At 65.9% G+C, this 24,009-nt stretch carries 22 protein-coding genes; 14 read left to right on the forward strand and 8 right to left on the reverse strand.

Annotated elements, in window-relative coordinates; all coding sequences use genetic code 11:
• Nucleotides 1-8 precede the first annotated feature (8 nt).
• Complete coding sequence (locus AAFF19_RS07100) at nucleotides 9-131, forward strand: hypothetical protein (protein ID WP_255344418.1); 123 nt, start codon at nucleotides 9-11, stop codon at nucleotides 129-131.
• Nucleotides 118-1,317: an FAD-binding oxidoreductase gene (locus AAFF19_RS07105; RefSeq protein WP_342721582.1), complete on the forward strand. Its 1,200-nt coding sequence runs from the start codon at nucleotides 118-120 to the stop codon at nucleotides 1,315-1,317. The genes AAFF19_RS07100 and AAFF19_RS07105 overlap by 14 nt, the downstream gene beginning before the upstream one ends.
• 21 nt (nucleotides 1,318-1,338) lie before the next feature.
• Here the strand turns inward: AAFF19_RS07105 and AAFF19_RS07110 are convergent, their stop codons facing one another.
• Nucleotides 1,339-2,373 carry an IS630 family transposase gene (locus tag AAFF19_RS07110; protein ID WP_060983906.1) on the reverse strand — a complete coding sequence of 345 codons (1,035 nt, stop codon included), beginning with the start codon at nucleotides 2,371-2,373 and terminating at the stop codon, nucleotides 1,339-1,341.
• A 177-nt stretch (nucleotides 2,374-2,550) separates the two neighbouring features.
• Between AAFF19_RS07110 and AAFF19_RS07115 the strand changes: the two genes are divergently transcribed.
• The 6 genes from AAFF19_RS07115 to AAFF19_RS07140 all read left to right on the forward strand — a co-directional run bounded on the left by AAFF19_RS07115 (nucleotide 2,551) and on the right by AAFF19_RS07140 (nucleotide 10,464).
• Nucleotides 2,551-3,798 (forward strand): pyridoxal phosphate-dependent aminotransferase, encoded by a 1,248-nt coding sequence (locus AAFF19_RS07115; protein WP_342721583.1) that lies wholly within the window; start codon nucleotides 2,551-2,553, stop codon nucleotides 3,796-3,798.
• 27 nt (nucleotides 3,799-3,825) lie between these two features.
• A complete protein-coding gene (locus AAFF19_RS07120; RefSeq protein WP_342721584.1) occupies nucleotides 3,826-5,511 on the forward strand; it encodes a thiamine pyrophosphate-binding protein in 1,686 nt (561 codons plus the stop codon).
• A 167-nt stretch (nucleotides 5,512-5,678) separates the two neighbouring features.
• Nucleotides 5,679-6,119, forward strand: coding sequence for a helix-turn-helix transcriptional regulator (locus AAFF19_RS07125; protein WP_342721585.1), 441 nt, complete (start codon nucleotides 5,679-5,681; stop codon nucleotides 6,117-6,119).
• The gene (locus AAFF19_RS07130) at nucleotides 6,116-7,372 is read left to right on the forward strand and encodes a type II toxin-antitoxin system HipA family toxin (RefSeq protein WP_342721586.1); all 1,257 of its coding nucleotides are present in this window, start codon (nucleotides 6,116-6,118) and stop codon (nucleotides 7,370-7,372) included. Before AAFF19_RS07125 ends, AAFF19_RS07130 begins: the two co-directional genes overlap by 4 nt.
• Nucleotides 7,373-7,529: 157 nt before the next feature.
• Nucleotides 7,530-8,747: a DNA polymerase IV gene (locus AAFF19_RS07135; protein ID WP_182119406.1), complete on the forward strand. Its 1,218-nt coding sequence runs from the start codon at nucleotides 7,530-7,532 to the stop codon at nucleotides 8,745-8,747.
• 157 nt (nucleotides 8,748-8,904) lie between these two features.
• Nucleotides 8,905-10,464: a PAS domain-containing methyl-accepting chemotaxis protein gene (locus AAFF19_RS07140; RefSeq protein ID WP_182119407.1), complete on the forward strand. Its 1,560-nt coding sequence runs from the start codon at nucleotides 8,905-8,907 to the stop codon at nucleotides 10,462-10,464.
• A gap of 38 nt (nucleotides 10,465-10,502) precedes the next feature.
• Here AAFF19_RS07140 and queF read toward each other — a convergent pair whose 3' ends face one another.
• The 4 genes from queF to AAFF19_RS07160 all read right to left on the reverse strand — a co-directional run bounded on the left by queF (nucleotide 10,503) and on the right by AAFF19_RS07160 (nucleotide 16,534).
• A complete protein-coding gene (gene queF / locus AAFF19_RS07145; RefSeq protein WP_342721587.1) occupies nucleotides 10,503-11,348 on the reverse strand; it encodes an NADPH-dependent 7-cyano-7-deazaguanine reductase QueF in 846 nt (281 codons plus the stop codon).
• A 57-nt stretch (nucleotides 11,349-11,405) separates the two neighbouring features.
• Complete coding sequence (locus tag AAFF19_RS07150) at nucleotides 11,406-12,332, reverse strand: 2OG-Fe(II) oxygenase (RefSeq protein WP_342721588.1); 927 nt, start codon at nucleotides 12,330-12,332, stop codon at nucleotides 11,406-11,408.
• 36 nt (nucleotides 12,333-12,368) lie between these two features.
• Nucleotides 12,369-13,154, reverse strand: coding sequence for a peroxide stress protein YaaA (gene yaaA, locus AAFF19_RS07155; protein WP_342721589.1), 786 nt, complete (start codon nucleotides 13,152-13,154; stop codon nucleotides 12,369-12,371).
• 221 nt (nucleotides 13,155-13,375) lie between these two features.
• Entirely contained in the window at nucleotides 13,376-16,534 is a 3,159-nt protein-coding gene (locus tag AAFF19_RS07160; protein WP_342721590.1) for an Rne/Rng family ribonuclease, read from the reverse strand.
• Between the two features lie 587 nt (nucleotides 16,535-17,121).
• Here AAFF19_RS07160 and AAFF19_RS07165 point away from each other — a divergent pair.
• From AAFF19_RS07165 to AAFF19_RS07180, 4 genes are all read left to right on the forward strand, one after another.
• Complete coding sequence (locus tag AAFF19_RS07165) at nucleotides 17,122-18,153, forward strand: RluA family pseudouridine synthase (protein ID WP_342721592.1); 1,032 nt, start codon at nucleotides 17,122-17,124, stop codon at nucleotides 18,151-18,153.
• Nucleotides 18,154-18,177: 24 nt separating this feature from the next.
• Nucleotides 18,178-18,852, forward strand: a complete 675-nt coding sequence (locus AAFF19_RS07170; protein WP_342721593.1) for an HAD-IA family hydrolase — start codon at nucleotides 18,178-18,180, stop codon at nucleotides 18,850-18,852.
• A 26-nt stretch (nucleotides 18,853-18,878) separates the two neighbouring features.
• On the forward strand, nucleotides 18,879-19,256 hold the full coding sequence (locus AAFF19_RS07175; RefSeq protein ID WP_034693494.1) for a Rieske 2Fe-2S domain-containing protein: 378 nt from the start codon (nucleotides 18,879-18,881) through the stop codon (nucleotides 19,254-19,256).
• Between the two features lie 73 nt (nucleotides 19,257-19,329).
• Nucleotides 19,330-20,376: a S49 family peptidase gene (locus AAFF19_RS07180; protein WP_182119414.1), complete on the forward strand. Its 1,047-nt coding sequence runs from the start codon at nucleotides 19,330-19,332 to the stop codon at nucleotides 20,374-20,376.
• Nucleotides 20,377-20,526: 150 nt separating this feature from the next.
• Here the strand turns inward: AAFF19_RS07180 and AAFF19_RS07185 are convergent, their stop codons facing one another.
• The 3 genes from AAFF19_RS07185 to AAFF19_RS07195 form a co-directional block, all read right to left on the reverse strand.
• Nucleotides 20,527-21,627, reverse strand: a complete 1,101-nt coding sequence (locus AAFF19_RS07185; RefSeq protein WP_342721594.1) for a hypothetical protein — start codon at nucleotides 21,625-21,627, stop codon at nucleotides 20,527-20,529.
• Between the two features lie 80 nt (nucleotides 21,628-21,707).
• Nucleotides 21,708-22,511, reverse strand: coding sequence for an SAM-dependent methyltransferase (locus tag AAFF19_RS07190; RefSeq protein ID WP_182119416.1), 804 nt, complete (start codon nucleotides 22,509-22,511; stop codon nucleotides 21,708-21,710).
• Nucleotides 22,508-23,107, reverse strand: coding sequence for a Maf family nucleotide pyrophosphatase (locus AAFF19_RS07195; RefSeq protein WP_034693357.1), 600 nt, complete (start codon nucleotides 23,105-23,107; stop codon nucleotides 22,508-22,510). The genes AAFF19_RS07190 and AAFF19_RS07195 overlap by 4 nt, the downstream gene beginning before the upstream one ends.
• A gap of 25 nt (nucleotides 23,108-23,132) precedes the next feature.
• Here AAFF19_RS07195 and AAFF19_RS07200 point away from each other — a divergent pair, with 25 nt between their 5' ends.
• Nucleotides 23,133-23,681, forward strand: coding sequence for a YceD family protein (locus AAFF19_RS07200; RefSeq protein WP_342721595.1), 549 nt, complete (start codon nucleotides 23,133-23,135; stop codon nucleotides 23,679-23,681).
• Nucleotides 23,682-23,792: 111 nt separating this feature from the next.
• Nucleotides 23,793-23,975 carry a 50S ribosomal protein L32 gene (gene rpmF, locus AAFF19_RS07205; RefSeq protein WP_005794249.1) on the forward strand — a complete coding sequence of 61 codons (183 nt, stop codon included), beginning with the start codon at nucleotides 23,793-23,795 and terminating at the stop codon, nucleotides 23,973-23,975.
• Nucleotides 23,976-24,009: the final 34 nt, after the last annotated feature.

The raw sequence follows: 24,009 nt of genomic DNA on the forward strand, positions 1-24,009 counted from the left end.
GAGCCGCCATGTCTGCCACCACTGACACCACTGCCACCACTGCCACCACTGCCCCTGCGCCCCATGCGATCGAAGCTGATCCACTGCTGCAACGCCTGGGCGTGACGTGGGGTATCCATGTCCGTCGCTGAAGACCAGCACCCCATCGTCATCATCGGCGGTGGCGTCATCGGGAGCGCCATTGCGTACTTCCTCACGCTGCAGCAACCGGGCTGCGCAGTGGTGGTGGTCGAGCGCGATCCGTCCTATGCGCGCGCCTCGTCGGCGCTGTCGGCCAGCTCCATCCGCCAGCAGTTCTCCACCGACATCAATATCCAGATGTCGGCGTTCGGCATCGGCTTTTTGCGCAATGTGGCCACGCTGCTGGCCTGCCAGGGCGATGTGCCTGCGATTGGCCTGCACGAGGGCGGCTACCTGTACCTGGCCACCCCGGCGGGCGAGCCCACGCTGCGCGAAAACCATGCGCTGCAAAAGCAGCATGGCGCCGATGTGGCACTGCTCAGCCCGCAGCAGCTGGCCGAACGTTTTCCGTGGCTGGCGCTGCAGGGTGTGGCGCTGGGCTCGCTGGGCCTGTCGGGCGAGGGCTGGTTTGATGGCTACCTGCTGTTGACGGCGCTGCGCAAGAAGGCGCAAAGCCAGGGCGTGCGCTACCTGGCCGATGAGGCTGTCGATTTGGACACGGCGACCAGCGACGGAGTGTTGCATGTGAACGCCGTGCGCCTGCAAAGCGGGGCCGTGCTGCCGTGCCGCTACGCCGTGAACGCCGGCGGCGCGTGGGCGGCGGCCATTGCAGGCTGGGCGGGCATCGACCTGCCCGTGGTGGGCAAGCGCCGCACAGTGTTCAATCTGGCCAGCCCTGCGGCGCTGCCAGGCTGCCCACTGCTCATCGACACCAGTGGTATCTGGCTGCGGCCCGAGGGCAAGGGCTTCATCTGTGGCTTTGCGCCAGAGGCGGGTAATGACGCCGACTTTGCCCCGCTGGAGCCCGAGTACGCAGCGTTTGACGACCACATCTGGCCCACGCTGGCCGGGCGCATTCCGGGCTTTGAGGCGCTGCGCATGCAGGGCGCCTGGGCGGGCTACTACGAGATGAACACCTTCGACCACAACGCCATCGTGGGCCTGCACCCGGCGTGCGACAACCTGGTGTTTGCCAACGGTTTCTCAGGCCACGGCCTGCAGCAGTGCCCAGCCGTGGGGCGCGGGCTGGCCGAGTGGATGCTGACCGGGCGTTACCAGAGCCTGGACCTGGCGCCCGTGTCCATCCAGCGGCTGGTGGACAACCGCCCGCTGCGGGAGAAAAACGTGATCTATTGATCCGGCCCCTGTGAACTTGCATCAAGCTGCATAGCGAACAGGGCCGTGCTCGAAATACTTGCGAATTCGTTCGGGCTGGCGTTGCACGCTGCGTAAGTGCTTTGCGGCGGCCTTCACCAATTGCAGCTTCGTGCGCGCCGGCGCCTGCTTGGTTACCGCCTGCTTGATGTCCGCATTGGCCATCTCATCCGGGTTCAACTCCGGGCTGTAGCTCGGTAGGTAGAACACCTCGATGGCATCGGCATGCTCTGCCAGCCAGGCCTTGACATGCCTGGCGTGATGCACCCGCAGGTTGTCCAGGATCAGAAATAGCTTTCTGGTCTGTCCCTTGATCAGGCGGCGCAGAAAGTCGATCAGGATCGTGGTGTTGAGCGCGCCGTCAAAAATGCGCCAGCGCATCTGCCCCTTGTTGGTGACGGTAGAGATGACAGACAGGCCGTGGCGCTTGTTGTTGACCCGCACCACCGGCGTCTGGCCCTTGGGCGCGAAACCTCGGCCGCGCACGTCGTCGCTGCGCAGCCCGCTCTCGTCGCCCCAATGAATCTCCGCCCCTTCGGCCTTGGCGCGCGCGGCGATGGCGGGGTAGTCCTCATCGAGCCATTTCTTGACCGCCGCCGGTGACTGCTCGTAGGCCTTCTTCATCGGTTTTTGCGGTGTGAAGCCCCAGCGCGCCAGGTACTTGCCCATGGTGCGCACCTGCAATCGAATGCCAAACCGCTGCTCGATGAGTTGGGCCACTGCAGCGCGGCTCCACAGCGCGTAGGGCATCTTCAGCTGATCGGGTGTCTTGTCGGCAATGAGCTTGCGAACCTGGCCCTCCTGCGCGGCATCGAGCAAGCGGTTTTCTCCCACCTTGCGACCTCCGATGGTGTCGTGCAAGGCCTTGGCGCCCAGCGCTTCATGGCGCTTGCAGATGTTGAAGACGCCCGTGCGGCTCAGGCCGGTGAGTACGGCGATTTCCTCGTACGTGTTGCCGGCTTTGCGCAGTCGGATGACCTGCACGCGGCGCTCGTGCCGCGCTTCGCGGCTCAGCGATCTCATGTCGGTTGCTTGCATGAATCCCAGTTGAGGGTGGTGCAGAAAAATTCAAGTGGGCAAGGGCCGGATCAATAAGCCCGTCGCCAGGCTGCCGATGCGCGAACCTGCCGTGAACTACCACACGTTCGGGCTGAGCCTGTCAAAGCCTGCGCACCACATTCATCCACCCCGTCCATATCTTTGTAGTGAGTCGTCATGAACGCACCGCTTCCACTTTCCGCAAGCGCTGCGCCAGCCGCCACCTTTGCGCCCGCAGACCGCATTCGCTCCATCGGCGTGTCCGACATCGTGCGCATATCGCAGGCGGCCAACGAACTCAAGCGCCGGGGCCAGCCCGTGATCGTGCTGGGCCTGGGCGAGCCTGATTTCGACACGCCCGCCCATGTTCTGGAGGCGGCACAGCAGGCCATGGCCCAGGGCGACACCCACTACACGGCGCTCGATGGCACGCCCGCGCTGAAAGCGGCCATCCAGCTCAAGTTCCGTCGCGACAACGCGCTGGAATTCGCCACCAACGAAATCACGGTGGGTGCGGGCGCCAAGCAGGTCATCTACAACGCGCTGATGGCCAGCCTGAACCCCGGGGACGAGGTGATCCTGCCCGCGCCGTACTGGACGTCGTACGCCGACATGGTGCTGATTGCGGGCGGCGTGCCCGTGGTGGTGCCGTGCAGCGAGGCCAATGGCTTTCGCATCACTGCCCAGCAGCTGGAAGCGGCCATCACGCCGCGCACGCGCTGGGTGTTCATCAACTCGCCGTCCAACCCCAGTGGCTCGGCCTATAGCGCCGAGCAGCTGCGGCCCATTCTGGACGTGGCGCTGCGCCACCCGCAGGTGTGGGTGCTGGCCGACGACATTTACGAGCACATCCTGTACGACGGCCGGACCTTTGCCACGCCCGTGGCCGTGCTGCCCGCGCTGCGCGAGCGCACGCTCACGGTGAACGGCGTCTCCAAGTCGTATGCCATGACGGGCTGGCGCATCGGCTATGGCGCAGGCCCCAAGGCGCTGATTGCCGCGATGGCCGTGGTGCAGAGCCAGGCCACGTCGTGCCCTTCGTCCATCAGCCAGGCGGCGGCGGTGGCAGCGCTGACCGGCCCGCAGGATGTGGTGGCCGAGCGCTGCCGCGCGTTCCAGGCGCGGCGCGACGTGGTGGTGGCCGCGCTCAACGCTTCACCCGGCCTGCACTGTCGCGCCCCCGAGGGCGCGTTCTACACCTTTGCCCGCTGTGAAGGCGTGCTGGGCCGCACCACGCCGGGCGGTGCATTACTGCGCACCGACGCCGACTTTTGCGACTACCTGCTGCGCGAGTTCCACGTGGCTGTGGTGCCGGGCAGCGTGCTGGGGCTGGCGCCATACTTTCGCATCTCGTACGCTGCGTCCATGGCCGATCTGCAGGAGGCCTGCGGCCGTATCCAGCGCGCCTGCCACGCGCTGTTCTGAATTGTTTTTGAGAAGTGATTGCCCGACATGACCCACGTTTCCATTCCCTCCCGCACTGGCGGCCAGATCCTGGTCCGCCAGCTCATCACCCACGGCGTGAAGCAGCTTTTTTGCGTGCCGGGCGAGAGCTATCTGGCCGTGCTCGATGCGCTGCATGATGCCGACATCGGCGTGACCGTGTGCCGCCAGGAAGGCGGCGCCGCCATGATGGCCGAGGCGCAGGGCAAACTCACTGGCCAGCCCGGCATCTGCTTTGTGACGCGCGGGCCGGGTGCCACCAATGCGTCGGCCGGTGTGCACATTGCCCATCAGGACTCGACGCCGCTGATCCTGTTCGTGGGCCAGGTGGCACGCAACGCCAAGGGTCGCGAAGCTTTCCAGGAGCTGGACTACAGCGCCGTGTTTGGCACCATGGCCAAGTGGGTGGTGGAGATTGACGACCCCGCGCGCGTGCCCGAGCTGATCTCGCGCGCCTTCCACGTCGCCACGTCGGGCCGCCCTGGCCCGGTGGTGGTGGCGCTCCCCGAAGACATGCTGACCGAAGCCGCCGCCGTTGCCGACGCGCTGCCCTACCAGGTCACGGAAACACACCCCGGCCCCGCGCAGATGGCCGAGCTGGCCCAGCGCCTGAAGGCCGCACACCAGCCCGTGGCCATCCTGGGCGGCAGTCGCTGGTCAGAGCAGGCGGTGCAAGAGTTTGTGGCGTTTGCGCAAGCATGGTCGCTGCCGGTGTACTGCTCGTTCCGGCGGCAAATGCTGTTCCCGGCCAACCACCCGTGCTACGGCGGCGACCTGGGCCTGGGCGTGAACCCGCGCCTGCTGGCGCGCATCCGTGCGTCGGACCTGGTGCTGGTAGTGGGCGGGCGCCTGTCCGAGATCCCGTCGCAGGGCTACGAGCTGTTTGCCATTCCCAACCCCGCACAGCCGCTGGTGCATGTGCATGCCGATGCGGACGAGCTGGGCAAGCTCTACCGCCCGGCGCAGGCGATCCACGCCACGCCCCAGGCCTTTGCCGCCGCGCTGGCCAGCGTGCGCCCTGCAGCGCCGGTGGCCTGGCAGGCCCATGCCGAAATGGCGCGGTCTGAATACGTGTTGTGGAGCGACACCAACCCCATCCAGATCCCCGGCGAACTGCAGATGGGCCAGGTCATGCAGCACCTCAAATCCACCCTGCCAGCCAACACCATCTTCTGCAACGGCGCGGGCAACTTCGCCACCTGGGTGCACCGCTTTTGGCCGTTCACCACTTACGCCAGCCAGCTCGCGCCCACCAGCGGCTCCATGGGCTACGGCCTGCCCGCGGGCGTGGGCGCCAAGCGCCTGTGGCCAGAGCGCGAGGTGGTGGTGTTTGCGGGCGATGGCGACTTTCTGATGCACGGGCAGGAGTTTGCGACCGCCGTGCAATACCGCCTGCCCATCATCGTGGTGCTGCTCGATAACGCCATGTACGGGACCATCCGCATGCACCAGGAGCGCGAGTACCCCGGCCGAATCAGTGCCACGCAGCTCAAGAACCCCGACTTCAAAGCCTACGCCCAGGCCTTTGGGGGCCACGGCGAGCGGGTGGAGCGCACCGAAGACTTCGCCCCGGCGCTCGCCCGCGCGCGCGCCAGCGGCCTGCCCAGCGTGCTGCACTGCCTGATCGACCCTGAGGCGATCACGCCCACGGGCACGCTGCAGGGAATTCGGAGTGCGGCAATGGCAAAGCAGTGACGCTCTGATCAAGTCGTTTATTCATAGAGTTTATTTTTGGGTTTGAAATGAGCAATCTATGAATTTTCAGGCGGCTAGTTGACGCGTCCACTCACGCACGGCACCGGCGAGTTCCTAAAAAATATTCATAGAGTTGCATAAAGTAATAAAAAAGCTACTATCTATGAATGCCAAGACAAACCACCAGTCCTGCGGACTATCCGCAGGCCGTACTGCAGCAGATTGAGTTGCTGGGGCAGAACATTGCCATCGCCCGCAAGCGGCGTGGCGAATCACAGGCGCAATGGGCGCGGCGCTTGGGGGTGTCGCAGCCGACCATGGCGCGCATCGAGCGGGGCGATCCTTCGGTGGCCATGGCCTCGTATGTGATGTGCATGTGGCTGGTCAATCCTGCCGTAGTGGTGGCGGATCTGGTGGCGCCTCAGCGCGACCTTGCGGCGCTGGAGCGCGAGGTCACCCGCGTGCGGGGCGCACCCAAGCCCGCTCGTCCGACAGCGAAGCGCACGGCGGCCGCTGCAGCCGTGCCTTTTCCTGCCGCCAAGTCGGCCAACAACACGGCAGCAGGCCTGGCCGCGTTGCTGCATCCGGCTACACAGGGTTCGACATGACCGGGGCAGTCACCCCGCACAACTACGTACCGCAGGACCAGCTCTCCGTATGGGCTCTGGTGAACCCTGCGCGGCCCATGCTGGTGGGCGAGTTGCGCCTCTCCCAGCTGGTGGCCGACTGCGCCACGTTTGCCTATGCCCCGCAGTGGTGGAACTTTGCGCTGAGCGAAGATTTGCCGCTGGTGCAAGGCCAGGAGTTCACGGCGGGCGAGCGCGCAAGCGCCCCCGGTGCCATCGACGACGCGCGGCCCGACCGATGGGGCGAGCGCATCATCCGCCATGTAGACCGGCCTGCGCGTCTGTCGATTCTGGAAATGCTGCTGTTTGCGGGTGATGACCGATTTGGCGCGTTGGGCGTGTCGGTGTCGGCAGACCAATACAGTCCGCGCCACCTGGGCGCGTACCCGCAGTTGCGTGACCTGGCGCAGCTCAGCGCCGCCATGGAAGACCTGCAGACCCAGGCCCCGGTGACGGCCGCCATGCAAAGGCTGATCCAGCCCGGGGTGACGCTGGGCGGTGCGCGGCCCAAGGCCTTGCTGCAGACCGATGCCGGAGCATGTGTCATCAAGTTCAGCGAGCTGGACGACGCGGTGGACACGCCCTTGGTGGAACACGCCACGATGACCCTGGCCGCCAAGGCCGGCATCCGCGTGGCAGCCACGGGCGTGTTGCCCATCCCTGCACGCCACGGCAAGGCACGTCACGCCCTGACCATCGAACGCTTTGACCGCGTAGGCGACTACCGGCTGCATTGCATGTCGGCCCGCACCGCGCTGCGCGCCGCGCGTTTGCCCGAGAGCTACAGCGCCCTGGCTACCGTGCTGCTGCGCCTGGGCCATCCTGACCGGCAGGGCGCGCAGCGTGAGGAGTTGTTCCAGCGCATGGTGTTCAACATCCTCATGGACAACACCGACGACCATGAGCGCAACCACAGCCTGCGCCTGGGCCTGGACGGCTACCACGAGCTGACCCCTGCGTATGACGTGGTGCCGGCGCTGCAGAACCTGGGCTACCAGGCGATGTTGGTGGGCAAGGCGGGGGCGGAGTCCAGTCTGGACAACGCGCTGACTGAGGTCAACGAGTTTGGCATTCGCAGAGCCCGTGCCATTGAGCTGATCCGCCAGGTGGTTCGTGTGGTGGATGGTTGGCACACCCACTTTGCACAGCAAGGCGTGTGCCGAGCAGACATGGAGCAACTGCACGCCAGCATCGACCGGGATGCCATGCGTGCGCAAAGGAAGGCGTTTCTCTGAGCTGGAATCAGCGAGGGCTTGGCAGCAGCCTGTCACACCGCCGCGCACAATAACGGGCGTGACCGTCCCAGCGCCTGACCTTCCCGTTAACGAGCCCACAACGGCTGCCCCCCATGAGTGCCAGGGGCAGCGGCTGCGCCGCATCGCCCACCTCGACATGGATGCCTTTTTTGCATCGGTCGAACTGCTGCGATATCCCCAGCTCAAGGGCCTGCCGGTGGTCATTGGCGGTGGCCGCCGCAAGGTGGACGAGCTGTTGCTGCAAAACCCCGACGGCTCCGGGCCGCGCGAGCCGTGCTTCATCCCGGTGGAGGATTTCCCGCTGCTCAAGGATTACGTGGGCCGGGGCGTGATCACCACGGCCACCTACCCCGCGCGGCAGTTTGGCGTGGGCTCGGCCATGGGCATGATGAAGGCTGCCAGGCTGTGCCCGCAGGCCATCGTGCTGCCCGTGGATTTTGACGAGGTGCGGCGCTTTTCGCGCCTGTTCAAAAGCACCATCATGGAGATTGCGCCGGTGATGCAGGACCGGGGCGTGGACGAGGTGTACATCGACTTCACGGACGTGCCCGGGGGCCAGCGCGAGGGCGGGCGCGTGCTGGCGCGGCTCATCCAGAAAAGCATCTTTGATAGGACCGGACTGACCTGTTCCATCGGCGTGGCGCCCAACCGGCTGCTGGCCAAGATGGCCAGCGAGTTCAACAAGCCCAACGGCATCTCCATCGTTTACGAGGAAGACCTGCAGGGCAAGATCTGGCCCCTCAACGTGCGCAAGATCAACGGCATCGGTCCCAAGGCGGGCGAGAAGCTGGCGCGGCTGGGCATCGAGACCATCGGTCAGCTGGCCGCGCAGGATGCGCAGTGGCTGATGGGCCACTTTGGCAAATCCACCGGCGCCTGGATGCACCGCGTGGCCTGGGGCCGCGACGAAAGCCCCGTGGTCACCGAGAGCGAGCCCGTGAGCATGAGCCGCGAGACCACCTTTGACCGCGACCTGCATGCGGTGCGCGACCGGGCCGAGCTCTCTGCCATCTTTACCGACCTGTGCCAGCGCGTAGCCGAAGACCTGCAGCGCAAGGGCTATGTGGCGCGCACCATCGGCATCAAGCTGCGCTACGAGGACTTCAGGATCGCCACGCGCGACCACACCGCGAACACGTACACGGCAGACGGTGCCACCATCCGCCATTTGGCCGGGCAATGCCTCAAGCGCGTGCCGCTGGACAAGCGCCTGCGGCTGCTGGGCGTGCGCGCCAGCGGCCTGGTGCGCAAGGGCGATGAACCTGCGCCAGAGCACGGCCCTTCGCAGTCTGGCAAGGCGGGGCGCACGCGGCGGGGTGCAACGCAGGTGATGGACAGTCCGCAGCTGTTTTGAGCACCCGGGTCTATCCCCGTGCGCCCGGCCCTGCAATTCGGAGTTCTTTTGTGCAGGGCGGCTGATCGGCCGTTAGACTTGACAGGTATCAAGCGGTAACAGGGCCCCAGCGCCTGACGCTCAGCCTGCTCCCTTGCAGGGCCTCCAGGAGTTATTCATGCGCATCAATCTGCCGGTGACCCAGCAGAATTTCGACTTTCCGGGTGATGAGTTGCTGGTATCCAGCACCAACACCAAGGGCGAAATCACCCATTGCAACCCGGCGTTTGCACGCGTGAGCGGTTTCAGCTACGACGAGCTGATCGGCCAGCCGCACAACCTGATCCGCCACCCTGACATGCCCCCCGAGGCCTACAAGGACATGTGGCGCACCATTGGCAGGGGGGAGCCGTGGACGGGCCTGGTGAAGAACCGCCGCAAGAACGGCGACCACTACTGGGTGCGCGCCAATGTCACGCCCATCATGGAGGGCGGCAAGCCGCGCGGCTATATGTCGGTGCGCACCAAACCTGGCGCCAACGAGGTCGCCGCGGCGGAGGCGCTGTATGCGCAAATGCGCAGCGAGGCGGCATCGGGCAGGAGCAGCTTGTCTCTGGAGGCAGGGGCCGTGCGCCATGGCGGGCTGCGCGGCTGGGCGCAGCGGCTGGCGCAGATGGCGCTGTTGCCGCGCATGGCGTTGCTGATGGGGTTGCTCGTGCTGCTGGCCCTGGTGCCAGACGCACTGTCGCTGCAGGGCACTACGGCCTGGGTGGCGCGGCTGGTGCTGATGCTGCTGGGAGCTGCCTGGGTGCTGTGGCGCTTTCAGGCCATGGTGCTGCATGGGGTGCGCGATGCCACGCGGTTTGCCTCGGACATCTCGGCCTGCAACCTGACGACGTCCGTGCGCGGCGACTACCCGCAGCCCCTGGGCGCGCTCATGCAGCGCCTGCAGCAGACGCAGCTGAACCTGCGCGCGGTGGTGGGAGATGTGCGCACCGAGGTGCGCAACTTCGTCGAATCGGCCGACGAAATCGCGCGCGGCGGGCTGGACCTGTCGGCCCGCACCGAATCGCAGGCCAGCAGCCTGCAGGAGACTGCGGCGGCCATGGAAGAGCTGGCCAGCACCGTGCTGCAGACGTCCGACACCGCCGCCCATGTCTCGCGCGAAAGCGCGCAAAGCAGTGAAATTGCCAAGCGGGGAGGGCAGGCCGTGCGGGAGATTGGCGACGCCATGCAGCAGATGAAGCTGTCGTCCACCAAGATCAGCGAAATTGTCGGAGTCATCGAGGGCATTGCCTTCCAGACCAATCTGCTCGCGCTCAACGCGGCCGTCGAGGCGGCCCGTGCCGGTGAGCAGGGGCGGGGTTTTGCGGTGGTGGCGGGCGAGGTGCGTGCGCTCGCGCAGCGCAGTGCCAGCTCGGCCAAGGAGATCAGTGGCCTCATCGGCGTGACGGTGGGACAGATCGCCAGCGGTGCGCAGCAGATGGACCATGCGGGCACCACGATCGGGGGCGTTGTCGACGCGGTCGAACGCGTGAGCACGCTGGTGCAGCAGATCAGCAGCGCCACCAAAGAGCAGTCGCAGGGGATTTCGCAGGTGAATGAAGCCGTGACCCAGCTCGATACCGTCACCCAGCAGAACGCCGCCCTGGTGGAAGAGTCTGCCGCAGCCGCGCAGGGCCTGAAGGAAAGTGCCGTGTCCCTGGGCCGCTCGGTGGACGTGTTCAACATGCCCTGAGGCAGTGCCGCCCCGGGCGCCGGTGCTGTGGCCGTGCGCTACTGCCGGGCCGTGCGCACGTTGCGCGGCAGGGCCTGCGGGTGGCTGGTGCGCAGCGGGTTGATGTCCAGCCCGCCCCGGCGCGTGTAGCGCGCGTACACCGTGAGCTTGATGGGTTTGCAGCGCGTCCACACATCCATGAAGATGCGCTCCACGCACTGCTCGTGGAACTCGTTGTGGTTGCGAAAGCTCACCAGGTACTGCAGCAGCCCTTCCTGGTTGATCTGCGGGCCGCTGTAACTGATCTGCACGCTGCCCCAGTCGGGCTGGCCTGTCACCAGGCAGTTGCTTTTGAGCAGGTTGCTGGTGAGGGTCTCGGTCACGGGCGCTTCGTGGAATTCGGCTGTGAGCAGCTCGGGCGCGGGCTGGTACTGCGTGCATTCCACGTCCAGCCGGTCCAGGCTCAGGCCGTCCAGTTCATGCACGGGCTCCTGGTCGAACAGCTCGGGCGCGATGAGCTTTACGCCCACGGTGGCGGATTGCCCGGCGCCACGCCACACGGCTTCGCTGATGTCGGTGCGCATGCGCGCCTGCACTTCGGCCGCATCGGCAAAACGGGTGTTGTTGAAGCTGTTGAGGTACAGCTTGAACGACTTGCTCTCCACGATGTTGGGCGTCTCGCACGGCACGGTGATGTGCGCCAGCGCCACCTGCGGCTTGCCGCGCAGGTTCAGCCACGACAGCTCGAATGCCGTCCACAGGTCGGCCCCAAAGAAGGGTGCGGCGCCGGTGATGCCGATCTCGGCCCGTTTGCCTGCGCGCGGGATGGGGAAGAGCAGCGAGGCGTCGTACTGGTCTACATAGGCCGAAGCCTTGCCGAGCTGGGATTGTTCCGGTGTGTTCATGATTGCTATATATTTTATAGCTGCTGGCGCTTTATGGATAAGCGCCAGAGCCTGTTTTTATCTAAATTCCCGTTCGCGCAGCCACTTGGTGGCGATCCATTTCTCACCCGCAATCACCGGCGCACCGCCGTGCAGCGTGCGGGTGGAGGGGTGTGGGCGCTCGTAGCTGAAGAACACCGCATTGCCACGTTGCGGCGCCACCTCGAGGTGCACGTCGGGGAAGGTGGTGCCGCCGCCTTTTTCGGGGGTGTTCAGGTACATCACCAGCGTGCCCACGCGCTGCCCGCCGCGCTTCAGGATAGTGGGCGTGCCGGGCTCGGCGGGGTCGAAGTAGTCGTAGTGGGGCTTGTACTCGGCGCCCGGGCGGTAGTGCAGCACCTGCAGTCCCTCGCCGTTTTCGATGGGCCAGTTCAAGAGGCGCGCAATGCGCTCTTCGATGCGCTGGATCAGCGGGCTCTGGCCGCGCTGGAAGAACATGCCGTCGCTGGTGCGGTCATCGTTGATTTCCTCACCGCCCGTCTTGGTGGCCACGGTGAGCGAGCGCGCCAGGCGCGGCTGTGCATCGGCGATGAGGGCATCGCACTCCTCGGGCGACAGCAGGTTGCCAAACACCACGATGCGCGGCTGGGCCATGGCCAGCAGCACATTCACGGTGCGGTCGCCGCAGTCCAGCTGGGCGGGCGATGCATCCAGCCGGGGCTCGGGCACGGGTACGGCAGCGGGCTGGCCCTGTTGCACGGCCAGTTCGTTCAGGTGGTCCTGCAGCGTGGCCTCCAGGGCGTCGGCCGCCACGTCTTCATCCCAGCCCGCATCGCGCATGGACTGCAGCACCACGGGGGCGGCATAGCCGGCCTGGGCCTGTTCAATGATCCAGCGGCGCAACTCGGGCGTGATGGCCTGCCGCGTGGCTGTGGTGTGGCGGGTGGTTGTGGTGTGGCGGGTGGTTGTGGTGTGGTCCGTGTGCTGGTCAGAACGCGATGCCATGGCGGTCCTTTGACGTGAGCAGGGTTGTGTGCGGGCTTATGTGGAGGGTACGACTTTGCGCCGAAACACCAGGCGCTCCGGCGTGGAACATGCCGGGACAAAGGCGTAGCCATCCAGATCAAACCCTTCGAGCTGGTGTGGCGTGGCCACGCGGTGGGTGATGGCATAACGCGCCATCAGGCCCCGCGCGCGCTTGGCATGAAAGCTGATGATCTTGTAGCCGCCGCCCTTCCAGTCCTCGAACACACATTCGATGACACGGGCCTTGAGCGCCTTGCGGTCCACGGCCTTGAAGTACTCCTGCGACGCGAGGTTGACCACTACCGGCTTGGTGTCAGCGCGCAGCCGGGTGTTGAGGTGCTCGGCAATCTGGCGGCCCCAGAACTGGTAGAGGTTGTCGCCTGCGGCCGTGGCCAGGCGCGTGCCCATTTCCAGGCGGTAGGGCTGCATGCGGTCCAGCGGCCGCAGCACGCCATACAGGCCGCTCAGGATGGCCACGTGGCTTTGCGCCCAGTCCAGGTCCTGCGGGGCGAGCGTGCGGGCGTCCAGCCCCTCGTACACGTCGCCATTGAAGGCCAGCAGCGCCTGCCGTGAATTGCTGGCCGTGAACCGGGGGCGCCAGGCCTGGTAGCGCGCCACGTTCAGGGCTGCAAGCTTTTCGCTCAGAGCCATTAGCGAGGCGATCTGCTGCGGTGACTGCTCGCGCAGCACCTCGATGAGCGCGGTGGATTGCGCCACAAACTGGGGCGTGGTGTGTGGCAGGCCTTCGGGCAGGGGCGTGTCGTAGTCGAGCGATTTGGCGGGAGACAGCAGGAACAGCATGGGGGGCAGGGGGTCCGTGGATCTCGGTGGGTAAAACGGGTGCCCGTGCGGGCAGTGTGCAGTGGGGCGATGACGGCGGTGGCCTGAAATGGTACCCGTTGAACAAGCGCCGACAGCCGCGAAAGGGGCTTTGGTGAAAGCCGCAAAAAAAGAAGGCGGCCTGGGCCGCCTTCTTGCCGGGTGGCTGCGTGCCCCGCAGGAGCTGCAGCCGTCTCAGTGCATCAAGCCGAAGGAGGCTGCTCAAACGGCAGCTTCATGGCAGACAGGTCGCGGCGGGTTTCCACCAGCACCAGCGGGCCTTCGTCGATGACGACTGCTGGAGGGCGCTCGCGGGGCACGCGGATGGACTTGGGTTCGGCGGCAATCGCAGCCTGCACGGCAGCGATCTTGTCCGCGTCGGAGTTGACCCACTGCAGGCCCGATGCGGCAGCCACTTGCTGCAGGTCATCGATGGGCAGCGCAAACGCCTGGACGCGGGGCAGGCCGCTCACAGCAGGTGCCACCTGTGCGGCTGGTGCCGCAATCGGAGCAGGTGCTGCAACAGCTTCAGGTGCCACCGCAGGGGCTGGCGTGGCCGCCACCGGGGCTGCTACCGGCGCGGCGACAGGTGCAGCAACGGGGGCCGGTGCGTTGGCTGGGGCGGGCACGGGTGCTGCCACAGGCGCTGGGGCAGGTGCCGCTGCCGCTGGCTCCGCTGCAGGGGCCGTGAAGTAGCTGCGGCGTGGCGCTTCGTCCTGCGCGGGCGCGGGGTCGGCCTGTGTGGGGTCGAAATCCAGCGTCGCCGGTGCGGCGGCTTCGGCATTGCCGTTGCCGTCACGCGGTCCGCGCTCACCGCGCTCGCGGCGGTCACGGCCGTAGCGGTCGCGCGAACGGCGCTCACGGCGCTGCTCTTCGGCGGCGGCGCCGTTGGGCTGCGCATCGTTGCCGGACAGGTCCAGATCGGGCAGGGCCGCCAGCGGCGCTGTGTCAGCAAAGTCGCCGGGTGCCACCGCTGCAGCCGCTTCCTGTGCTTCCACCGCGCGGGGTGTGCGCTCGCCACGGTTGCCGCGTTCGCCTCGTTCACGGCGTGGGCCGCGCTCGCCGCGGGGCTGCTGGCCGGGCTGGGCATCTGCGCCGTTACCGGTGTTGCCGCTGTTACCGCCATTACCGTTGTTTCCGCCATTGGGCCCTTCCACCTGCGCCGTCATCGCGGTGGTGTTGTCACCGTTCAAGCCCGCGTTCTGGTGGCGTGGCTCGGTGTTGTCGCGGCGGCCACGGCCACCACCCTCACGCCCTTCGCGCCCGTTGCGGCCACCGTCGCGGCCCTGCCCGTCGCGGGCTTCGCCTTCGGGGCGGCGCTCGGCGTCACGGGGTGGACGGCTTTCGGCGTCGCGCGGTGCGCGGCCTTCTGTCGAGCGCTCACCACGGCGGCCCCGGCCTTCGCCATTGCCTTCGCGGGGCGCGCCATCGCGCTGGCCATCACGGTTGCCACCTCGCCCGCCGCGGCCACCACGGCCTTCGCCGCTGCGGCCATCACGGCGGGGTTCGCCCCGGCCAGAGGGTTCCGGTGTGACCACTGGTGCTGGGGCTGCCACGGAGGCGGGTGCTGCCGGTGTATCTCCAAAGCCGAACAGGCTCTTGAGCCAGCCGAAGAAGCCTTGCTCCTGCGGCGCTGCGGCCACGGGTGCGGGTGCAGCCACGGGTGCCGCTGCGGTGGCTGCCGCCGGGCGCTGGCCGCCACGGGGTGCGCGTGCAGCACCCTCAGGGCGGGGCTCGCGCGGCTCGGCGATGGGGGCGGGTGCGTCCGGCAGCACACCCTTGATCACCGGCGTCTGCTTGTTGGTGGGCTCTTGCGAGCGGCGCGTCACGGCGGTGGGGTCTTCCACTTCTTCGGCAAGCTTGTAGCTGGCTTCAATGTGGTCCAGACGCGGGTCGTCGTGCTTCAAGCGTTCCAGGCGGTAGTTGGGGGTTTCCAGCGTCTTGTTGGGCACCATCAGCACGGCCACGCGCTGCTTGAGTTCGATCTTTGCGATCTCGGTGCGCTTTTCGTTGAGCAGGAAAGAGGCCACTTCTACTGGCACCTGGCAGTGCACGGCGGCCGTGTTGTCCTTCATGGACTCTTCCTGAATGATCCGCAGGATCTGCAGGGCCGACGATTCCGTGTCGCGGATGTGTCCCGAGCCACCGCAGCGGGGGCAGGGGATGGACGAGCCTTCGGAGAGCGCGGGCTTGAGGCGCTGGCGGCTCATTTCCATGAGGCCGAACTTGCTGATGGTGCCGAACTGCACGCGGGCGCGGTCCTGGCGCAGCGCGTCGCGCAGGCGGTTTTCCACTTCGCGGCGGTTCTTCGACTCTTCCATGTCGATGAAGTCGATCACGATCAGGCCACCGAGGTCGCGCAGGCGCATCTGGCGTGCCACTTCGTCGGCGGCTTCCAGGTTGGTGCGGGTGGCGGTTTCCTCGATGTCGCCGCCCTTGATGGCGCGGGCCGAGTTCACGTCCACGCTGACCAGCGCTTCGGTGTGGTCGATCACGATGGCGCCGCCCGAGGGCAGCTGCACGGTGCGGGCGTAGGCCGATTCGATCTGGTGCTCGATCTGGAAGCGGCTGAACAGGGCGGCATCGTCGCGGTAGCGCTTCACGCGGGCGGCATGCTCGGGCATGACGTGCGCCATGAACTGCTGCGCCTGTTCGTAGATGTCGTCGGTATCGATGAGGATGTCACCGATGTCGTTGTTGAAGTAATCGCGGATGGCGCGGATGACGAGCGAAGATTCCTGGTAGATCAGGAAGGCGCCCTTGCCACCCTTGGCGGCGCCGTCGATGGCGTTCCAGAGCTTGAGCAGGTAGTTCAGGTCCCACTGCAGTTCGGGCGCGCTGCGGCCGATGCCTGCGGTGCGCGCAATGATGGACATGCCGTTGGGGTACTCCAGCTGGTCCATCGCCTCCTTGAGCTCGGCGCGGTCCTCACCCTCGATGCGGCGCGAGACGCCACCACCGCGGGGGTTGTTGGGCATCAGCACCACGTAGCGGCCGGCCAGCGAGACGAAGGTCGTCAGGGCTGCGCCCTTGTTGCCGCGTTCTTCCTTTTCGACCTGGACCAGCAGCTCCTGGCCTTCCTTGATCACTTCATTGATGCGCGCCTGGCTGGGCGAGACACCGGGCGCGAAGTAGGTGCGCGAAATTTCCTTGAATGGCAAAAAGCCGTGGCGGTCCTCGCCGTAGTCCACAAAACAGGCTTCCAGCGAGGGCTCGACGCGGGTGACAACGGCCTTGTAGATGTTGCCCTTGCGCTGTTCGCGCCCTTCAATTTCGATTTCGTAGTCGAGGAGCTTTTGTCCGTCGACGATGGCCAGGCGCCGTTCTTCGGCCTGCGTGGCGTTGATGAGCATCCGCTTCATGATGCGATTCCTTCTCGTGTTTCGCGGTCGGCAGCGGCGCGGCCCACAGGGCTGCGGCGGGCTGCCACCCGCAGTTCAAACCAATAACAACAAGCTCTACAGGAGCTGTGAATGCCTGGACTGACGCATCGAAACGAAGGGAATTGCCGGGGATGCCAAGAGACTGCCGAGCGCTAGCGCGGCAGTGAAAGGCAGGGGCGCGTGGATGGGGGCGAGTGAGAGTGGCGCAACTTTGCTATTGAAAAAATAGCTGCTCGCGCTTGCTGGATGGGCGCTGGGGCCGGATTGGAGCGCGCAGCCGGGGGCAACAGCCACCGCCACAAGGTCACCATCCAGCTCATCAACAACCACATGCTCGCTTCGATCCGCTGGCAGACCGCTCCCGGGTAGGGAACGGTCTGCCAGCTTGGGGGATTCCGTATCAGTGTTTCAATCTGTCAGCCCGCCGCACGGCATACAGGCCACCACAGGCATCTGGCCTGCAATCTGCGTGTACGACGCCCGTTGGCATCGACCTACCTGTGCCGATGCAAGGGTTGCGTGGACTAAACTCCAGACAAATCAACCACTTACATAACGACGCGCAGGTGAAACACATTATAGGGGGCAAACCGCCATCCCACCCCGCCCCGGCTGTCCACCCTCCTGCAGCACGTCTGGTCGAGGTCGATGCAGACTCCGCAGGGCAGCGGCTCGATAACTTTTTGATACGCCACCTGAAAGGCGTGCCAAAAACGCATGTCTACCGCATCATCCGCAGCGGCGAGGTGCGCATCAACAAAGGCCGCGTGAGTGCCGACACCCGCGTCGAAGTCGGGGATGTGGTGCGCCTGCCGCCCGTGCGCATCTCCAACAAGGTGGCCGAAAAGGCCGAACGGCCTGCGCCCGCGCGCGAATTTCCCGTTCTCCTGGAAGACGAGCACCTGATCGCCATCGACAAACCTGCGGGTGTTGCGGTGCATGGCGGCAGCGGCGTGAGCTTTGGCGTGATCGAACAGCTGCGCCAGGCGCGGCCTGCCTCCAGGTTCCTGGAGCTGGTGCACCGGCTGGACCGCGAAACCTCAGGCATCCTGCTGGTGGCCAAGAAGCGGTCAGCGCTCACTCACCTGCAAGACCAGTTCCGTGAGCGCGAGACGGGCAAAACGTATCTGGCGCTGGTCACCGGCACCTGGCCTGCCAACAAGAAGGTCATCGACCTGCCACTGCACAAGTACCTGCAGGCGGGGCCGGAAGGCACCTCCGGTGCTGGCGAGCGCCGCGTGCGTGTGACCACGGCCGATGACCCGGATGGCATGCGCTCCATCACCCTGGTCAAGGTGCGCAGCACCGTGCCCGCGCGCGCTGCGCAGGGCCTGCCCGCCATGTCGTTGCTGGAGGTGACCATCAAGACCGGCCGCACCCACCAGATTCGTGTGCACCTGGCCAGCCAGGGCCACGCCATCGTCGGGGACGACAAATACGGCGACTTTGACCTCAACAAGCGCCTTCAGAAGCTCTCGATGAAGCGCATGTTCCTGCACGCATGGCGGTTACAGTTCAATCACCCCGCTTCGGGCGAGCGTGTGCAGCTGATTGCCGAGCTGCCCCCCGAGCTGGCTGATTTTGTGTCCCCTGCCTGACGATTCAGCGCGAAAACCCCCTCCATGTCTGCCAAAAACTCCCGTCCGCGCCGCTTCGACCTCATCGCCTTTGACTGGGATGGCACCCTGTTCGACTCCACCGCCATCATCGTGCGCTGCATACAGGCGGCGGTGCGCGATGTGGGGGGCACGGTGCCCTCGGACAAGGAAGCCGCGTACGTGATCGGCATGGGTCTGATGCAGGCGCTTGCCCATGCCGCGCCGGATGTGCCGCCCGAGAAGTACACCGAGCTGGGTAACCGCTACCGCTTTCATTACGTCCAGCACCAGGACGATCTGGTCCTTTTTGACGGGGTGCTGCCCCTGCTGAACGATCTGCGCGAACGCGGCCACTTGCTGGCCGTGGCCACGGGCAAGAGCCGGCGCGGGCTGGACGAGGCGCTGCATTCGGTCGATTTGCGCGGGGTGTTCGACGGCTCGCGAACCGCCGACCAGACCGCTGGCAAGCCGCACCCCCTGATGCTGCAGGAGCTGATGGCGGAATTTGACGTGGCGCCGGAGCGCCTGCTGATGATTGGCGACACCACCCACGACCTGCAGATGGCCGTGAACGCGGGCTGCGCGAGCGTGGGCGTGAGCTACGGCGCCCACGAGCCCGAAGCTTTTCACGCCCTCAAGGCGCTGGCGGTCGCGCATTCGGTGCGCGAGCTGCACGACTGGCTGCTGCACAACGCCTGACCACCAGGACCAGAGTGGGGATACCCGTGACTACGTCTCCTGATCAGTGCATTGCGTTGTGCAACAGTGCGGATTTGCTGGAAGGCGGCCTGGCCGTTCCGTTCGATGTCCGCTATGCCGGCCAGACGTGTCGGGCGTTTGCGATCCGCTACCGGGGCGTCGCCCATGCCTATCTGAACCGCTGCACCCATGTGGCGATGGAGATGGACTACCAGCCCAACCGTTTTTTTGACGACACGGGCCATTGGCTGCTGTGCGCCACCCACGGGGCCGCCTATCTGCCGGGCACCGGCGAGTGTGCGGGTGGCCCCTGCCGCGGCGGGCTGGTGAAAATTGCCCTGACGGAGAGTGATGGTGTGGTGCACTGGCATACTGCGCACCACCTGCAACCCGCAGAGTTCTAGAAAATCCAGGACGAACGACCCCCACGCGCTGACGCCTGCCTGCCTGCGTCCGCCCGGTGCCAGGACGCAAGACATGAACGACCCTCAGCAGCCCGGCCCTTCGGGTTTTGACCCAAAAAGCACTCCAGCGCCCGACCTGTGGGCGCAAGCAGCTACTAATTCAGGAGCATCTGTGAGCGACCCATCGCAGCAACCCGGCTGGGAGCGCGCCACGCTGGAAAAGCTGGCCCTCTCCGCCCTTCAGGAACAGCGCAGCGCCCGCCGCTGGAAGATCTTCTTCCGCCTGGCGTGGCTGTTGCTGATCGCCGCCGTTGCCTTTGCGGCCCTGCGCCAGGCATCGCCCGGCGCCAGCAAAAGCGCCCCGCACACGGCGGTGGTGGACATCAAGGGCGAAATCGCCAGCGGCGCCGAGGCCAGTGCCGAGTTTGTGGTGGCCGCCATGCGCAGCGCGCTGGAGGACGAGGGCTCCCAGGCCCTGGTGCTCCTGATCAACTCGCCCGGCGGCAGCCCCGTGCAGGCGGGCATCATCAACGACGAGATCGTGCGCCTGAAGGCCAAGCACAACAAACCGATCTACGCCGTGGTGGAAGAAACCTGCGCCTCGGCCGCGTACTACATTGCCGCTGCGGCCGACGACATCTTTGTGGACAAGGCCAGCATCGTGGGCAGCATCGGCGTGCTGATGGACGGATTTGGCTTTACCGGCACCATGGAAAAGCTGGGTGTGGAGCGCCGCCTGCTGACCGCCGGTGAGAACAAGGGCTTCCTGGACCCGTTCAGCCCCCAGACGGAACAGCAGCGCGCCTACGCGCAGACCATGCTCGATCAGATCCACCAGCAGTTCATCGCCGTGGTGAAGGCCGGGCGGGGCGACCGGCTCAAGCCCACACCCGACACCTTCAGCGGCCTGTTCTGGACCGGCCAGCAGGCCGTGGAAATGGGCCTGGCCGACAAACTGGGCAACCTGGACTACGTGGCCCGGGAAGTGGTTCAGGCCGAAGACATCATCGATTACACCCGGCGCGACAATGTGGCCGAGCGGCTGGTCAAGCGCTTTGGCGCGGCGATTGGTGTGGGCGCCGTGAAGTCACTGGCCGTGGCTGGACCTCAGCTGCGCTGACACCGTCCGACGCGGCCTTTGGGCCATGCAAAAAAAAGCCCCGGGTGGAGATTCCACACGGGGCATTTTTGCGTCTGGGCCTGCGTGGCGGTACGTGGTGTGACGCATCCTGCCGTGCCGGGCCTCCGAGGGCTGGCTGGAGGGTGCTCGTTAGCTGTCCAGCCCGCCCGCCTTGCGCTGGCGCGAGCCGTCTTCCAGGATGGTGTCGTCGGCCACCAGCTTGCCCGTCTCGTCCCACTGCTTGCGGGCCGTAAGGCGCGTGCGTCCCCGGGCATCGGGGGCTGAATACTGTTCTTCCATCGCCAGTCGGCCGTTGTCGTGAAAGGCCTGCTGCGTGCCCACGGGCCATTGCTCGGCATTGAGCTGCTCGCGCCGCGCCAGCTTGCCATCGTCACGGTACATCTCGCGCTGCAGGCGGGCCTGCTCGCCGGTGCCGGTCCAGGTGCTGCGCTCTCGCACCGATCCGTTGAGGTACCAGCGCTCGATCTGCACCTCCCGCCCGTCGGCAAAACTGCGCTGCTCGATGAGCTGGCCGGATGCGCCGTAGCGCCTGGCACTGAGCAGTGCACCGCGCGTGTCACGCAGTGTGCGCTCGTCCGGGGCGAACACGCGTTCCTCGCGCAGCACACTTTTGCCGCCCTCGGTGGTGAAGCTGCGGTGCACCCGCCGCCCGTCCACCATGAGTTGCTGGGCAGAGACGATGCCGTCGCGGGTCCATTCGGTTGCGCTCAGCAGGCGGCCTTGGTCGTAGTGCAGCTGCGCGGTTTTGGCGCCGTTGTCTGCATGGAGCAGGGTGTCCGTGGCACCGTCAAAGCCGCAGAGTTTGCGGTCTTCGGGCAGCACGCTGGTGCGCGGGCAGAACAGGCGTGTGGGCTGGCCCTTGCTGTTGGTTTCCACATAGAACAGCTCCTGTCCGCCGCCGCGGAACGACACGCGCTCCACGCGGCCGGTGGCGTCAAAGCGCCGCACGGCCCCCTGGGTGCGGCCGTTGTCGGCGGTTTCCTCGCGCCTCACCTGGCCGTTGGGCCAGAACTCGGCCACCCGGCCGTGGCTGTTGCCGCGTTCGTTGACCGTGCGTTCGCGCTGCAGGCGGCCTTCGCGGTCGAACATGCGCTCCAGGCCCACGAACTTTCCACCCCGCAGTTCCTGTTCGCGCTGGAGGTGGCCGGTGTCTTCTTCGCGGCAGCGCACCAGCCCGGACTGGCCGGCGGTCTCGGCACCGTTGGAAATATTGATGGGTTTGCCATTCAATTCACAACGAATAATGGCCTCAGCGCTTGAACCATAAGCGCTAACAGCTATAAAAAATATAGTGAATAGACGGTTCATGCTTAGCGGCCCATCGCAAACACGACAGGGGTGCGGTTGTCGGGGGGCGTGGGTTGCTGGCGCCATTGCCGCACCAGTTGGCTGCGAATGCGTGCGTCGGGCAGCGTCAGCCCGCTGGCCAGCGCCAGGCGGGTGTGGGGCTGCAGCGTCTGCACCAGGGCCTGAAACAGGGCGGCGTTCCGGTAGGGCGTTTCGATGAAAAGCTGGGTCTGTCCTGTCTTGAGGGCCAGGCTTTCCAGCTCCTTGATACGCTGGGTGCGCTCCTGGCTGTCCTGGGGCAGGTAGCCGACAAACGCAAAGTTTTGCCCGTTCAATCCGCTGGCCGCCAGCGCCAGCAGCAGCGACACGGGGCCCACCAGGGGCACAACGGGGATATCAAGGTCGTGTGCCGCGCGCACCACGGACGAACCGGGGTCGGCCACTGCAGGCATGCCCGCCTCGCTGATCAGCCCCATGTCGTGCCCATTCAGTGCCGCTGCGAGCAGCGGGCGTGCGTCGAACGGGGCTGATCCTTTGTCGCCATGGTCGCCTTTTTTGTGGACTTCGCGGGGAAGCTCGGTGATCTGCTGCTGCTGCAGGGGCGATGCCAGGGGGTGCAGTGCGTCGATGCGTTTGAGGTAGGCGCGCGTGCTCTTGGCGTTCTCGCACACCCACTGGGTCAGCCGTGCCGCTGTCTGAAGGGTGGCCGAGGGCAGGGCGTTCTGCAGCGGGACCTCGGCGTCGCAGCCAAAGTCGAGGGGGGCGGGAACAAGGTACAGCGTGCCCTTGCGGGCCTCTGAGCGTGAAGTGGCAGGAGAATTTGTCATGGCAGCACCAGGCCCGCCGCGCGCAGCATGCGGCAGGTGCGGATCAGCGGCAGGCCGATGAGGGCCGTGGGGTCATCACTGTGGATGGCGTCCAGCAGTGCTATGCCCAGGCCTTCACTCTTGGCGCTGCCGGCGCAGTCATAGGGCTGCTCGGCGCGCAGGTAGCGCTCGATTTCCGGGTCAGACAGGTCGCGGAATTTCACTTCTACCGGGGCAAGGTCGATCTGCTCGAAACCCGTAGCGGCGCACACCACGGCCACGGCAGTCTGGAACACCACCGTCTGGCCGCGCATCTGGCGCAGTTGTGCCACCGCGCGCTCATGGTGGCCGGGCTTGCCCAGGGGCTCGCCAGCGAGGTCGGCCACCTGGTCAGAGCCAATCACGACCGCCTCGGGATGAAGTTGCGCCACTGCCCGCGCCTTGGCCAGCGCCAGGCGCAAGGCCAGGTCGCGCGGGGCTTCGCCGGGCAGGGGGGTCTCATCCACTTCGGGGGCTGCGACGTCAAAAGGCAGGTTCAACCGCTGGAGCAATTCGCGCCGGTACCGCGACGTGGAGCCCAATACCAGAGGGCGTTGCAGGGAGGGGGATTGATGCATGCGCCGATTCTCTTACACTGCCGCCATGACCAAGGAATTCTCCGCCCAGCGCCTCGACGTGAAAGCCTTCGCACAGGCCGGGGCTCGGCTGGTGGGCCACGAATCACTGCTGAAGTACGAGCGCCTGGCGCAGGAGGCCAAGGGCTTGCACCCGGACCTGCTGGTGGACTGGGAGGCGAAAGGCGAGATGCGCACTGCCATGGGCGGAATCGGGCAGGTCTGGTTGCGCATCAAGGTGCGGGCGAGCTTCCCCATGGAATGCCAGCGCTGCCTGACGCCTGTGGATGTGCCGCTGGAGGTGGAGCGCGAGTTTCGGTTTGTGGCCGACGAGGCCACGGCGGAGGCCTTGGACGACGAGAGCGAAGAAGACCTGCTGGCCATCAGCCGCGAATTTGACCTCCACGAACTCATCGAGGACGAACTGCTGATGGCGTTACCCGTGGTGCCCAAGCACGACGAGTGCCCTACTGCCGTGCCGCTGGCGTCTTCCGACGATGATTTTGAGGAAGCCAACGAGGAAAAACCCAATCCTTTTGCGGCGCTTGCCGCGCTGCGCAAAGACAGCAAAGGCTGATTGGGAGGCCCAAAAAGCATTTGGGTTATAATCGTGGGCTTCACGCGAACCCCATCGTGTCTTTTTGGGCTGATCGCGTTTTTACCAACCTATTCCAGATCAGGAGCCATCATGGCCGTTCAGCAAAACAAAAAGTCCCCTTCCAAGCGCGGCATGCACCGCTCGCACAATGCCCTGAATGTGCCGGGCATTGCGGTGGAACCCACCACCGGTGAAACCCACCTGCGTCACCACATCAGCCCCAACGGTTTCTACCGTGGCCGTCAGGTGCTGAAGAACAAGTCTGAAGCCTGACCTTCGCCCCATCCAAAGGCCCGTTGCTACTAAA

This window comes from Acidovorax sp. FHTAMBA, from assembly GCF_038958875.1.
Classification (GTDB): domain Bacteria; phylum Pseudomonadota; class Gammaproteobacteria; order Burkholderiales; family Burkholderiaceae_C; genus Acidovorax.

Bases quoted from the DNA above. Each gene is read 5' to 3' on its own strand.
- AAFF19_RS07150 (WP_342721588.1), bottom strand. From the start codon at position 12,332: ATGGCATCGCGTTCTGACCAGCACACGGACCACACCACAACCACCCGC.
- AAFF19_RS07125 (WP_342721585.1), top strand. From the start codon at position 5,679: ATGCCAAGACAAACCACCAGTCCTGCGGACTATCCGCAGGCCGTACTG.
- AAFF19_RS07120 (WP_342721584.1), top strand. From the start codon at position 3,826: ATGACCCACGTTTCCATTCCCTCCCGCACTGGCGGCCAGATCCTGGTC.
- AAFF19_RS07115 (WP_342721583.1), top strand. From the start codon at position 2,551: ATGAACGCACCGCTTCCACTTTCCGCAAGCGCTGCGCCAGCCGCCACC.
- AAFF19_RS07200 (WP_342721595.1), top strand. From the start codon at position 23,133: ATGACCAAGGAATTCTCCGCCCAGCGCCTCGACGTGAAAGCCTTCGCA.
- AAFF19_RS07135 (WP_182119406.1), top strand. From the start codon at position 7,530: ATGGATGCCTTTTTTGCATCGGTCGAACTGCTGCGATATCCCCAGCTC.
- AAFF19_RS07160 (WP_342721590.1), bottom strand. From the start codon at position 16,534: ATGAAGCGGATGCTCATCAACGCCACGCAGGCCGAAGAACGGCGCCTG.
- AAFF19_RS07190 (WP_182119416.1), bottom strand. From the start codon at position 22,511: ATGACAAATTCTCCTGCCACTTCACGCTCAGAGGCCCGCAAGGGCACG.
- AAFF19_RS07180 (WP_182119414.1), top strand. From the start codon at position 19,330: ATGAACGACCCTCAGCAGCCCGGCCCTTCGGGTTTTGACCCAAAAAGC.
- AAFF19_RS07110 (WP_060983906.1), bottom strand. From the start codon at position 2,373: ATGCAAGCAACCGACATGAGATCGCTGAGCCGCGAAGCGCGGCACGAG.
- rpmF (WP_005794249.1), top strand. From the start codon at position 23,793: ATGGCCGTTCAGCAAAACAAAAAGTCCCCTTCCAAGCGCGGCATGCAC.
- AAFF19_RS07170 (WP_342721593.1), top strand. From the start codon at position 18,178: ATGTCTGCCAAAAACTCCCGTCCGCGCCGCTTCGACCTCATCGCCTTT.
- AAFF19_RS07105 (WP_342721582.1), top strand. From the start codon at position 118: ATGTCCGTCGCTGAAGACCAGCACCCCATCGTCATCATCGGCGGTGGC.
- AAFF19_RS07140 (WP_182119407.1), top strand. From the start codon at position 8,905: ATGCGCATCAATCTGCCGGTGACCCAGCAGAATTTCGACTTTCCGGGT.
- AAFF19_RS07195 (WP_034693357.1), bottom strand. From the start codon at position 23,107: ATGCATCAATCCCCCTCCCTGCAACGCCCTCTGGTATTGGGCTCCACG.
- queF (WP_342721587.1), bottom strand. From the start codon at position 11,348: ATGAACACACCGGAACAATCCCAGCTCGGCAAGGCTTCGGCCTATGTA.
- AAFF19_RS07100 (WP_255344418.1), top strand. From the start codon at position 9: ATGTCTGCCACCACTGACACCACTGCCACCACTGCCACCACTGCCCCT.
- yaaA (WP_342721589.1), bottom strand. From the start codon at position 13,154: ATGCTGTTCCTGCTGTCTCCCGCCAAATCGCTCGACTACGACACGCCC.
- AAFF19_RS07130 (WP_342721586.1), top strand. From the start codon at position 6,116: ATGACCGGGGCAGTCACCCCGCACAACTACGTACCGCAGGACCAGCTC.